The sequence below is a fragment of the Streptomyces sp. NPDC005551 genome, assembly GCF_042871785.1.
Classification (GTDB): Bacteria; Actinomycetota; Actinomycetes; order Streptomycetales; family Streptomycetaceae; genus Streptomyces.
Window position 1 is genome coordinate 241,470 of record NZ_JBIAJE010000003.1, and the last position, 12,921, is coordinate 254,390.

General features: G+C 71.1%; 14 protein-coding genes. 6 read left to right on the forward strand and 8 right to left on the reverse strand.

Annotation, left to right across the window (positions count from 1 at the left end; translation table 11 throughout):
* Window positions 1-44: 44 nt before the first annotated feature.
* From ACFYP4_RS09335 to ACFYP4_RS09345, 3 genes are all read right to left on the reverse strand, one after another.
* Window positions 45-422, reverse strand: coding sequence for a fic family toxin-antitoxin system, toxin component (locus tag ACFYP4_RS09335; protein ID WP_388784233.1), 378 nt, complete (start codon window positions 420-422; stop codon window positions 45-47).
* Window positions 422-661, reverse strand: a complete 240-nt coding sequence (locus tag ACFYP4_RS09340; RefSeq protein WP_358851801.1) for a hypothetical protein — start codon at window positions 659-661, stop codon at window positions 422-424. Before ACFYP4_RS09340 ends, ACFYP4_RS09335 begins: the two co-directional genes overlap by 1 nt.
* A 156-nt stretch (window positions 662-817) precedes the next feature.
* Complete coding sequence (locus ACFYP4_RS09345; RefSeq protein ID WP_358851802.1) at window positions 818-1,201, reverse strand: hypothetical protein; 384 nt, start codon at window positions 1,199-1,201, stop codon at window positions 818-820.
* A gap of 440 nt (window positions 1,202-1,641) precedes the next feature.
* On the opposite strand from ACFYP4_RS09345, the gene ACFYP4_RS09350 reads away from it, so the two are divergent.
* From ACFYP4_RS09350 to ACFYP4_RS09360, 3 genes are all read left to right on the forward strand, one after another.
* The gene (locus tag ACFYP4_RS09350; RefSeq protein WP_358851803.1) at window positions 1,642-1,974 is read left to right on the forward strand and encodes an ATP-binding protein; all 333 of its coding nucleotides are present in this window, start codon (window positions 1,642-1,644) and stop codon (window positions 1,972-1,974) included.
* A 162-nt stretch (window positions 1,975-2,136) separates the two neighbouring features.
* Window positions 2,137-2,703, forward strand: coding sequence for an ECF RNA polymerase sigma factor SigK (gene sigK, locus ACFYP4_RS09355; protein WP_358851804.1), 567 nt, complete (start codon window positions 2,137-2,139; stop codon window positions 2,701-2,703).
* Window positions 2,700-3,434: an anti-sigma factor domain-containing protein gene (locus tag ACFYP4_RS09360; protein WP_388784239.1), complete on the forward strand. Its 735-nt coding sequence runs from the start codon at window positions 2,700-2,702 to the stop codon at window positions 3,432-3,434. The genes sigK and ACFYP4_RS09360 overlap by 4 nt, the downstream gene beginning before the upstream one ends.
* A 33-nt stretch (window positions 3,435-3,467) precedes the next feature.
* Here the strand turns inward: ACFYP4_RS09360 and ACFYP4_RS09365 are convergent, their stop codons facing one another.
* Window positions 3,468-4,295: a hypothetical protein gene (locus ACFYP4_RS09365; protein WP_388785043.1), complete on the reverse strand. Its 828-nt coding sequence runs from the start codon at window positions 4,293-4,295 to the stop codon at window positions 3,468-3,470.
* Between the two features lie 342 nt (window positions 4,296-4,637).
* Between ACFYP4_RS09365 and ACFYP4_RS09370 the strand changes: the two genes are divergently transcribed.
* On the forward strand, window positions 4,638-5,663 hold the full coding sequence (locus ACFYP4_RS09370; RefSeq protein ID WP_388784243.1) for a PP2C family protein-serine/threonine phosphatase: 1,026 nt from the start codon (window positions 4,638-4,640) through the stop codon (window positions 5,661-5,663).
* A 142-nt stretch (window positions 5,664-5,805) separates the two neighbouring features.
* On the opposite strand, the gene ACFYP4_RS09375 is transcribed toward ACFYP4_RS09370, so the two are convergent.
* The 4 genes from ACFYP4_RS09375 to ACFYP4_RS09390 all read right to left on the reverse strand — a co-directional run bounded on the left by ACFYP4_RS09375 (window position 5,806) and on the right by ACFYP4_RS09390 (window position 11,027).
* Complete coding sequence (locus ACFYP4_RS09375) at window positions 5,806-6,414, reverse strand: flavin reductase family protein (protein WP_358851808.1); 609 nt, start codon at window positions 6,412-6,414, stop codon at window positions 5,806-5,808.
* Window positions 6,415-6,449: 35 nt separating this feature from the next.
* The gene (locus ACFYP4_RS09380; protein WP_388784246.1) at window positions 6,450-8,513 is read right to left on the reverse strand and encodes a pectinesterase family protein; all 2,064 of its coding nucleotides are present in this window, start codon (window positions 8,511-8,513) and stop codon (window positions 6,450-6,452) included.
* Window positions 8,514-8,661: 148 nt separating this feature from the next.
* Window positions 8,662-9,738: a dipeptidase gene (locus ACFYP4_RS09385; protein ID WP_388784249.1), complete on the reverse strand. Its 1,077-nt coding sequence runs from the start codon at window positions 9,736-9,738 to the stop codon at window positions 8,662-8,664.
* Window positions 9,735-11,027 carry an amidohydrolase family protein gene (locus ACFYP4_RS09390; RefSeq protein ID WP_388784252.1) on the reverse strand — a complete coding sequence of 431 codons (1,293 nt, stop codon included), beginning with the start codon at window positions 11,025-11,027 and terminating at the stop codon, window positions 9,735-9,737. Before ACFYP4_RS09390 ends, ACFYP4_RS09385 begins: the two co-directional genes overlap by 4 nt.
* Before the next feature lie 169 nt (window positions 11,028-11,196).
* Between ACFYP4_RS09390 and ACFYP4_RS09395 the strand changes: the two genes are divergently transcribed.
* A complete protein-coding gene (locus ACFYP4_RS09395; RefSeq protein WP_358851812.1) occupies window positions 11,197-11,964 on the forward strand; it encodes an IclR family transcriptional regulator in 768 nt (255 codons plus the stop codon).
* Window positions 11,961-12,911 (forward strand): ornithine cyclodeaminase family protein, encoded by a 951-nt coding sequence (locus tag ACFYP4_RS09400; RefSeq protein WP_358851813.1) that lies wholly within the window; start codon window positions 11,961-11,963, stop codon window positions 12,909-12,911. Before ACFYP4_RS09395 ends, ACFYP4_RS09400 begins: the two co-directional genes overlap by 4 nt.
* The last annotated feature ends 10 nt before the right edge of the window (window positions 12,912-12,921 follow it).

Sequence of the window (12,921 nt, forward strand, 5' to 3'; positions counted from 1 at the left end):
CCGTCCTGCGGCGCGGCCATGGGCGGAACGGAGTGCGGAGGGCGTCAGGTGACGGTCGGCCAGCTCCGCAGCAACGCGGCGATCTTGCCGGCCGTGCAGGCGGGATCGAGAAGCAGGTCCTTGAGAGCGACGGCATCCTCTCGGACGGGCTTGACGGAAACCCCGGCCGCCTCCAGGTACATCACCCCGGAGGCGGCGGCGACGGCCAGGTTGGAGCGCTCCAGCCAGCGGCACCGGCCCAGCGTGTGCACCAGGGCGGCGGCCTTGGCGTAAGGGCCCTCATAGACGGACTGCTCGAAGAGTTCGGCCCGGTGGCGTGCGACTGCCGACACGGGGACGCCGTAGTCGTCGGGAGCCGGATCGTCTGCCCCGGCGGCCTCCGCGACCTGCAGGATCCAGGGAACGTCGATGTGCAGGTCCATCAGGCTGCGTGCGCTCCCCGAGACGTCTGCCGGGCCTGTTCGGCCGTGTCGAAGACCGCCTGGTGGTCGGCCAGGAAGCGGGCGGCCGCGTCCACCGCCCGGGCGCGCAGGCCGCTGGCATCGTCCTGCACCAGCCTGGCCAGATAGTCCCCGATACTCAGTCCCAGGTCGGCGGCGCGCTGCTTCGCGAGTTCCGCGACCTCTTCATTCACGCGCGCGCCCAGCTGTGTCTTCGCCATACCCGCATGGTAACAGCCGTTACCATGCCCGGGGGAGACCGGCCCCCGGTGGGGACATCGGCTCCCCGTCCGCGGTGAGCATGAAGGCCGGGGCCGGGACACGCAAAGGAAATGGCCAGGGCTTGTGGCAGCCCTGGCCATTACCTCATGTCGGTGTCAGTGGTGCTTGCAGTCCCAGTGACCCTTGATCCACTGGTGGTCCCAGTGACCGGCGACATAGACCCACTTGTAGGTGTGGTGGTGCTCCCAGAAGCCCTGGTGCCAGGTGCCGTGACGGTCCTTGTAACCCTTGTGCCAGGACTTGTGGTCGACCTGCTTCTTCTCCCAGTGGCCCTTGACCCACTTCTTCTCCCAGTGCCCCTTCTTCCACTCGCACTTGTCGTGGTGGTCGTGATGGTCACCGGACACCACGGTGGTGACGGAGGAAGGCGCGGGAGCCGCATTGGCCGTCGTGGACATGCCGAGAGCGGCACCTCCGGCCAGCAGCCCCGTGGCTGCGGTTCCCACCACCAGCCGCCGGACTCGCATGGATGCTGTCATCGCACGAATCTCCTTGCCAGAGCATTTGGCGAACACAACGAACGGATGCCGGTCCTGTCGGCCACGGCCGCGGTGCGGTGTGGCAGCTGCGTGACACCGGCTGCTCCGCTCTCCTGTTGTGTCGGACATGGGGGATTCGGAGCCGGGACCGCACCGGATGACACAACGGGAAAAGAGCGTGAAGAGACCGTCCGGTGAACCGGCGCGGTCGGCGGGCGACCCCGACCCGGTCGGCGCATCCTGCCCGCACTTCCGCCGCCACCGCGGGGGGCGAGGCTTCCCGCCTTCCCGCCATCCGTCCGGTCGGCGGCTACGAATCACCTGCACAGAGGAATCATCGGTATTTAAGGCCCTCAAAGGGGGCGGTCATGTCCACGATCGTTTCACCGCCTGTCACACAGCACGCGGTTGCTCTGCCCCGCGGCCGGCGCGCACCGGCTGTGGCTCGCCACATCACCGAACGATGGCTGAAGACCGCCGACCGTCCGGATCGCATCGCGGACGCCGTGCTGATCGTCTCCGAGCTGGTGACCAACGCGGTCCGACATACCGGTGACTCGTGCCTGCTGATCCTCACGGTCCAGGGGCAGCAGCTGGACATCGCCGTCGCGGACCACAGCGAAGAGCTTCCCGATCTCGGCTCACGGGCAGGAGCGGGCGATCATGGCGGCTTCGGCATGGATCTCGTCTGCCGGCTCGGTGAACAGGTCCGGGTCGTCCCCGCTCTCGGAGGCAAGACGGTCCATGTCCTGCTCCGGCTGGAGACGGGTTAGACCACACCGATACGCGTGATCCGGTTCTCGGTCCGAGGCGACGTCACCCGCACGCCCATGCCGCACTGCGCGGTGCTGCGGCCGGTGCCACAGTCGAATACGGCACACAGGGCGCCGCGGGCACACCGCGGATCGCAGCCCGACGTACGAGGGGAGCGGAGCTTGCCGCGCCGATCCGAGCCCAGCACGCCGGCGGAGGAGCTGCTGCCCCGTGTAGCCGAAGGCGACAAGGAAGCGTTCACGGGGGTCTACGACGCCTTCAGCGGGACCGTCATGGGACTGGTCTGCCGCGTTCTGCGCGATGCCGCCCAGGCGGAGGAGGTCACCCAGGACGTCATGATCGAGGTCTGGCGCACCGCGGACCGCTACGACCCCCGGCGGGGAACGGCCAAAGCCTGGGTGCTCACCCTCGCACATCGCCGCGCCGTGGACCGGGTACGGGCCGCCCAGGCGAGCTCGGAACGCGAGCGGCGCGCCGGGCAGCTGCTCTCCGAGAGGGCCTTCGACCAGGTCGCCGAGGCCGTGCAGGACCATGACGAGCAGCGGCGCATCTACCGCTGCCTGGCCGCACTGACCCGTCTGCGACGGGTCCCCCTGGTCCTCGCCTTCTACCAGGGCCTGACCTACGTCGAGGTGGCCCACGCGCTGTCGACGCCCGAGGGCACGGTGAAGTCCCGCATGCGCGCGGGCCTGCAGCACCTGCGAGCTTGTCTGGAGGCCGACGAATGACGTCCGAGGAAGACGCGCATCTCGCCGTCGGTGCCTACGTCCTGCACGCGTTGCCGGCGGCCGAGGAAGCCGCCTTCGAGAACCATCTCGCCGGCTGTGCGGACTGCCGCGCGGAAGTCGCCGAGTTGCTTGAGGTCGTCACCCTTCTCGCGGGCGCGGAGACCGCCTCCGTGCCGCCGCACGTGCGCGCCCGCACTCTTGAAGCCGTCAGCCGGATCCCTCTGGACCGGCCTCGGCGTCCGTCGGCAGTCAGGCAGCGTGCCATGCGCTTCGCGCTGACCGCGAGCATCGCCGCAGCCGCCCTTCTCGGCGGGGCCGCCGCCTGGCAGCACTCCCAGGCGGACGACGCACGCACTCAGGCCACCCGGGCGCACATCGCCGAGCGGGCCCTCACCGATGTCGTGACCGCGCCCGACGCCACCCTGCACACCGGAACGCTGACCGGAGGAGGCACGGCAGCCGTCATCGTGTCCCGCTCCGAGGCCCGCGCCCTCTTCGCCGCTCAAGACCTTCCAGCCCTCGCCGCAGACAAGGTCTACGAGCTCTGGTTCGCCACCACGGCGGACGACCTGCGCCCCGCCGGTCTCCTGCCGAGCGGGGCGAAGCGGGCTTCGCACGTCCTGCGGGGCCCCCTGGCCGGCGCTGTGGCCGTCGGTATCACCGTCGAACCCGCCGGCGGCTCCCGGCAGCCCACCACCGAACCCCTCGCCGTCATTCCCATCACGGCCTGAAGTGCGGCTCTCAGCTGTCCGGCCGGTGGTGGGTCAGGGGTGCTCGAACCACTGGAGCACCCCTCCGACGAGAAAACAGAGCGCTCCCGCGAGAGTGCCCCAGTTCGCGAGGTCGGCGTTCAGGACGCTTCCCGTCACGGGCCGGGTGAAGGCGGCCAGTGCCGAGACGAGGAAGAGCACGGAGCCGAGCTGGTTGACCGCGACGATCCACCAGCCGAGGTCGGCGCGTCGCACCCCTGGCCGGCCATGGCACACCTCGACCAGCGCGAGGTGCCCCGAGATCAGGAAGAGGATGCATCCGACCATGTCGGGGGCCCAGATCAGCCTGTTCGTCTGCTGCGTCGAGAGCCCTTGCAGCAGAGAGCTCAGCAGGTTGATGCCGAACACCAGCGTGCCCGTGAACAGCAGGAAGGTGCTCAGCCAGTCGATGCGGCCGGGTTCGTAGCTCCACCATCGCCGGCTCCGTGCGGCCGGTGCCCCGGCCGCGCTGTCCCGGCGGGGAGCGTTGATCGCCTGGAGCAGTGACGCGTAGCCCCCCGTGTTGAAGAACAGACCGCCGGCGAAGTAGATCCAGACGCCCGTCGCGCCGCCCGAGCCGAACTGGGCCACCCCCGCTCCGGCGGCGAAGAGGGCCCCACCGACCGCGAAGGCCCCCGCGGCCAGGTGATTCAGGCGGCGCAGCCGGGCGATCGATTCGTTGTCCGCTCTCCGGGAACGCTGTTCCGGCCCGCCCGGGGTCCGCACGGTGAGCAGGCCACGCTTGCGTGCCGGACGCGATTCCCAGACGGCGGTGCCACCGTCCTCGAGGATCCAGGTCAGCCGGGTGGTGAACGGTCCCGCTCCCTCGGCGGTCTCCTGCATGTTGCTCACCCGCCGACCGTAGCCGTCCGGCAGCGGCTCCTTCCCCTTCGACGCAGTCCACTTGTGCGCGCGTCTTCGCTCGCCGGTGGAACGGCGTCGCGGCGCCTCCCCGGGCGCCCCGGCCGCGGCTCGCCGGCGGGGCCTGCCGCGCGGAGGCCCCGCCCGGCCGCCGGGTGGGTAGAAGTGGCGTGACGCACCAGGTCGGCCTGCCACGACGCGGCACCAGGGGTGTAAGCAGGTCGTGTGGACCTTCATCGGGAATCAGGGCATGTCAGCCGGTCGTGGAACGCGTCGGGCAGTCGGCTTGCTCTGCCTCTCGCCCTGATCGCGATCGTCACGGTCGTGGACATCCTCGCCCCTCCCGACGTTCACCTCGGTCCTTTCCTGGTCGCGGCACCCGCGATCACGGCGTCGTTCGCCGGCCCGCGGATGACGGCCCTGGTCGGTGCACTCGCGGTCCTTGCTCAGGGCACGGTGGGCGTCATACGGACCAGCCTCACGGACCTCAACCACACCCTTCAGATCGTCGCCCTGGCCCTGATCTCCGTGCTCGTGACGTTCCTCGCGCATGTGCGCGAGCGTCACGAGAAGCAGTTGATCCAGCTTCGCTGGGTGGCGCAGGCGGCTCAGGAGGTCGTACTTCGGCCTCTTCCGCGCCGGATCGGTCCACTCCGTCTCGCGTCCGTCTACCTGGCCGCGGAAGCCGAGGCGCAGATCGGCGGTGACCTGTATGCCACGGCGCGGACCACGCACGGCACCCGCGTCCTCATCGGCGACGTCCGCGGCAAGGGCCTGGAGGCGATCGGGGATGCCGCCCGCCTCCTGGGCGCCTTCCGGGCCGCGGCGCACCGCCAGCCCGAGCTCCCCGCTCTGGTGGCCTTCCTCGAGGACGCTGTCTCCTCGGACCTCGACACGCCGGGCGACTGGGAAGACGACATGGAGGAGCTGGAGGCCTTCACCACAGCGGTCGTCCTGGACATCCCCGACCACGCCACGAACGTCTCCGTGATCAACTGCGGTCACCCGCCGCCACTGCTGTGGGCCCGGGGCGACGTCCACGAGCTGGGGGTGCGCCGGCCGGCGCCGCCGCTGGGGCTGACCGGACACGTGGAGAACCCCTTTTCCGTCCAGGAGTTCACCGTGGCCGACGGGGACATCATCCTGCTCTACACGGACGGGGTCACCGAAGCCCGCGACGGCAAGGGCGACTTCTATCCGCTGGCCGACCGGCTCGCCGCGTGGTCCGGGCAAGGACCGGAGGATCTTCTCCGCTACCTGTGCGACGACCTCCTGACGTACGCGGGCCGAACCCTGGGGGACGACGCCGCTCTCGTCGCCATCGAGCGCGTTGCCGCGAGCGAGCCGTGACGTCCGCACCCTCCGGCGAGCGTCCGCGGCCGTACGCCGTGGGCCCGGCAGCCGTGTCGCCCGGGACGAGCCGGCGACCCGGCCCCAGGGTGCCGTGGCGTCAGGCCGGGGCGGGCCACCCGGCTGGTGGCCCGCCCCGGCCTCAGTCCTGCGGCCAGTCGCTGTACCGGATCCGCGCGAGGTCCCTGATCTCGCCGAGGGTGCCCCACTCGTTCTTCCCGAGCCGGGACAGCGGCCGCAGGAGGTCGATCCGCGGATGCCCGTCCACGACGGTGTCCGCGCGGACCGCGGCGTGGACGACGCGCCCCAGCACGACCGTCGAGTTCCCCAGGCACAGGGTCGCGTGCAGCCGGCACTCCAGCGCCACCGGCGAGGCGGCCACCCGCGGCGGCCTCACCCGGAGCGAGGGTTCCCGCTCGATGCCCACCGCGTCGAACTCCCCCTCCTCACTGGGGAAGTCGGTCGCCGTCGCGTTGATCTGCTCGAGAAGCCCTTCGGGTGCGAAGTTCACGACGAATTCCCCGGTCTCCTCCACGTTGCGCAGGGAGTCCTTGCGCCCGACGGAGGTGAACTGCACGATCGGCGGGTCGGTGCAGGCGACGGTGAAGAACGAGTGCGGTGCCAGGTTGGCGGTCCTGCCGTCGCCCGTGAGCGTCGACACCCACGCGATCGGGCGCGGCACGACCACCGCGGTGAGCAGTTTGTAGAACGCTCCCTTGTCCATGGACTCGGGGGAATAGTCGATACGCATGTCAGGCAGTATCGCTGGCCTGACCTGCGCGGGTGTCACGAGGCCGGCGGAGTCCAGTCGCCGAGCCAGTCCGCGATCTCGTGACCGGCGGCCGCCGCGTCGGACAGCTGCGGCCGGTCGGCGCTCGCCGCGCCGGATCCCGCGCCGCTGTTCCGGTACTCGGCGAAGCGGTCCTTCTTCCAGGAGAACCCGCCCATGTCGGTCCACGGTGTGGTCCTCACCGCGTCACTGAGCACGCTGTCGCGCACGACCGTCTGGGGGCGGAGGGTCGCGTCGCCGCCCGCGTGCCAGTTCCGGCCCAGGTAGAAGCTGCGGGCCGCGACGTCGCCGTTCACCTTGGAGTTCGTGATGAGGAAGCCCTTGAAGCCCGCCGGGGTCGACGGTGCGGTGACGAAGCCGGCCGAGGTGCCGTCCGCGCGCTTCTTCAGCGTGAAGGTGGTGCGGTTGAAGACGGCGGTCGCCCGGCCGAAGACGAAGTCGACGTTGCCGACGACGTACGAGTTGTCGACGTAGACCCGGGCCGGCCGGTCCTTCGAGGGGCTCTCCAGTTCCAGGGTGTCCTGGTCGCCGGTGACGATGACGTGGTTCAGGAACGTCCTGTCGCCCGAGGTGCGCAGCGCGACGGCCTGATGGCCTTCCTCGCCGCGGTGGGCTGCCTCGTCGAAGTCGTTGGAGACGGTGAGGTTGCGCACCTCGAAGTCCGGCGCGTCCGCGGTGAGTGTGGCGCTCCCGGAGGTGCCGTACGTTCCGCCGCCCGGCTTCGGCGTGCCGGCCGAGTGCCCCTCGACGATCACCGTGTCCGCGGCGTGCTTGCCGGTGCCCCGGATCGTGACGTGCGGCTTGTTCGACGGCACCCTGACGGTCTCGCGGTACGTGCCCGGCGCGACCGCGACGATGACCTGTGAGGGGTTGTTCGCGGGTACGGCGTCCACGGCGGCCTGCACGGTCCGGTACTGTCCGCTGCCGTCCCTGGCCACGGTCAGCGTCGTGGCGGCGGCTGCCTTCGTGGTGGTGCCGACGGATGCCTGAGGGCCGGTGCCCCGGCGCAGGATCGCGGGGACGTCGGCGGCGGGATCGAGCGTGTACGCGTAGTACTTCTTGGGGTCGAAGGCCGTGCCCCCGCTCTCGTTGCGGCCGGTGGTGCTCTTGAAGACGTTCCCGCGCTGCACGAGCGAGGCCGTCCCGTCCTTGGTGACCGGGTTGCGCAGTCCCTCGAAGTAGCTGTTCTCCAGGACCATCTTCGTCCTGCCGCGCGCGTAGTTGCCGTACGAGGACGTGATGTCCGTGCCGGGGTCGTCCTGGAGGTAGTTGTTGTACAGGTGCGCGTGGGCGACGTTGTCGGTGGACGGGTTGCGCTGTTCGGTTTCGCGGATCCAGTTGTGGTGGATCGTGATGTCGGCCGTGACGTTGTCGGTCCAGCCGATGCCGAAGGCCTTGTTCTCGTTGCTCAGCCTGTTCCAGGAGACCGTGAGATAGGTGGTGTCCTTGCGGCTGTCGATGAGCCCGTCGGCCATGTGCCGCAGGTCGTTGTGATCGATCCAGACGTGGTGGGCGCCGTCCAGCTGGATGGCGTCGAAGTCGTGCTCCTTGTCGTTCCAGGTGCCCATGTAGGCGTCCCGGATGGTCAGGTTGCGGATGATGACGTTGTGCACGCCCTGGCCGAGGAAGAACCCGCCGCCGACGATGTGCCCGGACGTCCCCGCCCCCACGATCGTCTTGTCCGACGCGACCTTGATCTCCTTGCCCTTGGGTTCCATCGTGATCGCGCCCGCGACGACGATGACGTACGGCTCGGCGGCGGTAGCGTACTTCTCCAGGTCCGCGAGCGTCTTTACGGTGACCGTTCTGCCCTCCCGTCCGCCGTAGGTGCCTTTCTGGCCCAGGGCGTCGACGGAGGCGAACCCGTCGGCCGCCTGCGTGGCTCCCGCCGGGGCGGGTGCCGCCGACGCCGTGGCACCCGCGTCGTCGCCGAACACCCCGAACGCACCGCCGTAGGCGAGGCCGGCCGCGGCGGCCAGCGCGACGGGCAGGCCCACGACGACGCCCTTTCTACGGCGTCCGTGGCGTGCGGGTGCGGTCCTGTTCTGCTGAGGGGTCATACCGACTTCCGTCCCGATCTGTGTGAGGGGTTCGGCTGTCAGTCGCCGCCGCACGCGGGGAGGTTGCCGTCGTTCCGGAAATTCCTGCCCGGCGAGCCCGGTGAGGCGGCCGGGGGCAGGTCGCGGCACATCACCGGGTGGTGGAGCGTCAGGCGGGCCGCGGTGCCCAGACCCGTCCGGCGTAGTCCAGGAAGTTCCGCCCGAGGATCTTCTCGATGCGCTCGGAGCGGTAACCGCGCTTCTCCAGGAGGCGGATCAGTTCCCGGAACTGGTCCACTCCGCGCAGGTCGAGGACGAACGGGAGCGTGTCGGCGCGCTCCCCCGCCGCTCCGACGCCGGCCTGCCGACGCAGGGCCACGTGCTCCGCGAGGTGCGCGCGGTAGGCGTCGAGATCGTCGACGGACGTGATGGTGCCGTCGGTGCCGATGCCGACGTGGTCCTCCCCGCACACATTCACCGCGTGATCGATGTGCTCGACCACGTCCGCCGCGCCGGCGTGCCCGGAGACGTGGAGGAAGGGCATGAAGTAGATGCCCACGAACCCGCCGCGGGAGGCGACCAGGCGCAGTTCCTCGTCGGTCTTGTTGCGGGGCAGGTCGGCCAGCGCCCGGCAGCCGGTGTGGTTGACCGACACCGGAGCGCGGGACATCGTCGCGGCCTCCAGGCAGGTCCGTTCCCCGCTGTGGGAGAGGTCGACCATGAGGTGCTGGTCGTTGAGCGCCTCGACCACTTGGCGGCCGAAGTCGCTCAGGCCCCGGTTGGCCAGCGCCATGGACCCGTCGCCGAGGTGGTTGGCCTGGTTGTAGGTGAGTTGGACGACCCGCACGCCCAGCCCGGCGAAGGTGGCCACGCGGTCGAGGTCGTCCCCGACGGCGACGGCGTTCTGGAAGCCGTAGACGACCCCGATCCTGCCCTCGCGCCGGGCGCGGTGGATGTCGGCGACGGTACGGACCTTGAGGAGGTCCGCCGCGTTGTCGCGGACGATCGCGTCCCATACGGCGATCTCGTGCAGGGTGTGCTCGTACGGGGGCAGGTCGCCCATGGTGTAGCCGAGGGTCACGTTGACGGCGGTGAGGCCCGAGGCGTGTGCGTCGGCCAGCGCACGGGCGTCGATGGTGAGTTGTTCGCTGGAGGCGTTCAGCTGCGCGGCTGCCTCAACCGACCGCGGAGCGTTGGGGTTGTCGAGTTGCCCCAGCGCGTTGATGATCATGGGGGTGGGTGTCATCGGCCCTCCTCGGCCTCGTCACGGCGGGGCTGTCCGGCCGCGGATCCTGGGCGGTCGAACTCGCTGCGGGCGAAGCGGCGGCCGCGCTTGACGGTCAGGGTGACACTGCGGAGATGGTCGATGCTGCGCAGCGGATCGTCCCGCAGGACGGCGAAGTTGGCGAGTTTGCCCGGTTCGACGCTGCCCATGACGGCCTCGGCGCCGGCGCTGCGGGCGCCGATCAGGGTGGCCGAGCGCAGTACCTGCGCCGGGGACATGCCGCAGTGGTCCACCAGGAACGCCAGTTCCTCGTACAGGGCGGGGAACGGGTCCTCGGCGTCGGTCTCGTAGTCGGTGCCCGTGGAGATGTCCACTCCGGCCCGGTGCGCCTGGGCCGTGAGGCGGGCCGCGAGTTCGCTGTTGGCGCGGGCACGCGCGGCGGCCTCCGGTCCGTCGCCGGCCAGGGCGTCACTCCGCCACATGCCGGCGGTCGCGTCGAGGACGGTTCCCCGCCGGCGCATCAGGGCGAACAGGTCCGCGAGGAGCGGGTCGTCGCCGTCGGCGAACCTCTCGTAGTCGACGGGGGGTTTGGTTCGGTAGCTCGTCAACGGCTTGTCGGTGCCCTCGAAGGCGAGGAGGGTCACGTGCGAGACGCTGTCCACGCCCGCCGTGACCACCTGCCGGGGCGAGGCGGGAAACACGGTGGCGTGGGCCCATACGGGGATGCCCTGACGGTGTGCTTCCGCGGTGATCGCCGTGACGGCCGCGGCGTCCAGATCGGCGTAGACCTTGATCGCGGCGGCGTGGGTGCCCCGCGCCACGGCCACGGCCAGGCGCAGGTCGGTGTCGTCGGTGACGGCCTGCATCCACGGCACCGCTCCCGGGGTCTCCCCCTGGGACACCTGGTGGGTACGCGGGTCGTCGAAGAACCCGGGGCCCGCCATCAGCGCGGCGTAGCGGATGTCGGGGCCGGGGATCTCGCCGACGAGGGTGGCTCTGGCGAGGTCGCCCACCTGCCGCAGATCGTCCGCCATGTCACGGATCGCGGTGACGCCGCTGTAGACGAGCCGGCGGAGCACCGCCTCGGCCGCGGGCCGGTCGGGAGGCGTCGCGATGTGCTGGTGGGAGTCGATCAGGCCGGGGATGACGAAGCATCCGTCGAGGTCGAACACCTCGGCGTCGGCGGGCAGTTCACTGGTGATCTCGGCGTCGTCGCCGACCGCCCGGATCCACGCGCCGTCGGTGACGATCGTCGTCGACGGCCGCGGCGGTCCCCCGCTCCCGTCGAAAAGCGTGGCTCCGCGGTACACCGTGACCGCACCGTCCGGCGGAGACGCGTGTGGGTTCGGCTCGGGTGGTGCCGCGTGGATCATCTTCACCTCAAGAGGGCTTGTTACGCTGGACGTAACAGCTGTATCGTCACTGGAAACAGATGCACCGTACGCCCGCCGCTCTCGACACCACAAGGAGTGGTCGGAATTGCCCGAAGCACGCAGCTCGGCCGTGGACAAGGCACTCGACCTGGTCGAGGCCGTGGCCCGCTCACCCCACCCCCTTCGCCTCACCGAACTGGCCGACGAGGTGGGCCTGCACCGCGCGACCGCCTACCGCGTCCTGCTCGATCTCGTCCGCCGGGGCTGGGTACTGCGTGCCGGTGACCGCTACCTGCCCGGCACCGCGGTGCTCGGCCTGTCGTCCTCCGCGGCGCGAAACTCCCTGACGGCTCTCGCCCGCCCCGTCCTGGCAGCCCTGTCCGACAGCACGGGGATGATGGTCAACCTGCAGGTGCTGGAGGCCGACCGGGCGCGGGTGATCGACGTCGTACGCCCCGAACGGCTCGCCATGATCACGCGTCTCATGGGCGAGGCCCTGCCCGTCCACCGGTTCGCCGGCCCCCTCGCGCTGGTCGCGGCGCTCCCTTCCGCCGCCCGCGCCCCCTACCTCCGCCTCGCCGAAGCGGCGGGACATCCCCTGACCGGGCCCGACGGGCTGCTGGCCGACATCGAGCGCACCGAACGGAGCGGATTCGCCGTCGAGCACGGCCGCAACGAACAGCCCGTCGCCTCCCTCAGCCGCGCCGTCGTCCCCACCCCGGGAGCACCCGCCTGCGCCCTGACCGTCGTCGGCCTGGCCACCGAGTTCGACGAGGCGCGCCTCACCGGGCTGCGCGGACAACTCCGTGCGGCCGCCGACGACGTGCAGCGCCTCCTGGCCGGTCCCGGCGTCCCCGCGGACGGTTCGGCATGAGCGGAGTCCTCGTCCTCGACCGCGCGCTGACACGCGCCGCCCTCGATCCCCGCCGGGTCATGGACGCCGTGGCGACGGCACTCATCGCCGTCAGCGCCGACGAGGCCTCCGCACCGCCGCGGATCGCCGCCCGCGCCCCGGGCGGGCTGCTGGGCGCGATGCCCGGACACGTGCCAGGACTGGGACTCGCGGCCAAGCTCGTCTCCGTGTTCGCCGACCCGGCCCGGCCCGGACGCAGCACACACCGGGGGGTCGTCGCGCTGTTCGACGCCGTGGACGGCAGCCCGCTGGCCCTGATGGACGCCGAGTCCCTCACCGCCGTCAGGACCGCCGCGTCGGCCACCCACAGCGCCCGCGGCCTGGCGGTTCCCCGCGCCGGGACCGTCGCCGTCATCGGGACCGGCGCCCAGGCCCGGGCCCAGATCGAGCTGCTCGCCGCACTCGATCCGGCGACCCCCGTCGTCGTCGCGGGCCGTGACCCCGAGCGCGCCGGACGCGCCGCGGCTCTGCACCCGGCCGCACGGACCGCGCGGAGCATCGAGGCGGCGGTCCGCGAGGCCGGCACGGTCTTCTGCTGCACCGGGGCCGTCCAACCGGTGATCGAGCGGGCCTGGCTCGCTCCCGGCACCCACATCAGCTCGGTGGGCGGCTCGCACGGCCCGGAACTGGACGCGGCCACCGTGCACGACGCCACTCTCTTCGCGGAGTGGCCGGGTGCCGCCACGGCCGGAGTCCCGGCGGGAGCCCACGAGTTGCAGGGCCTGCCTCCCGGACGGGCGGTCACGCTGCTCGGTTCCGTACTGTCCGGAGACCACCCCGGCCGGCGCAGCGGGACCGAACTGACCGTCTTCAAGTCCACCGGTCACGCCGCTCTGGACGTCGCGGCGGCACATGTCGCGCATGCCGTCGCCCGCGCTGAGGGATGGGGCACCCTCGTCGACCTGTAATCGAACGGCC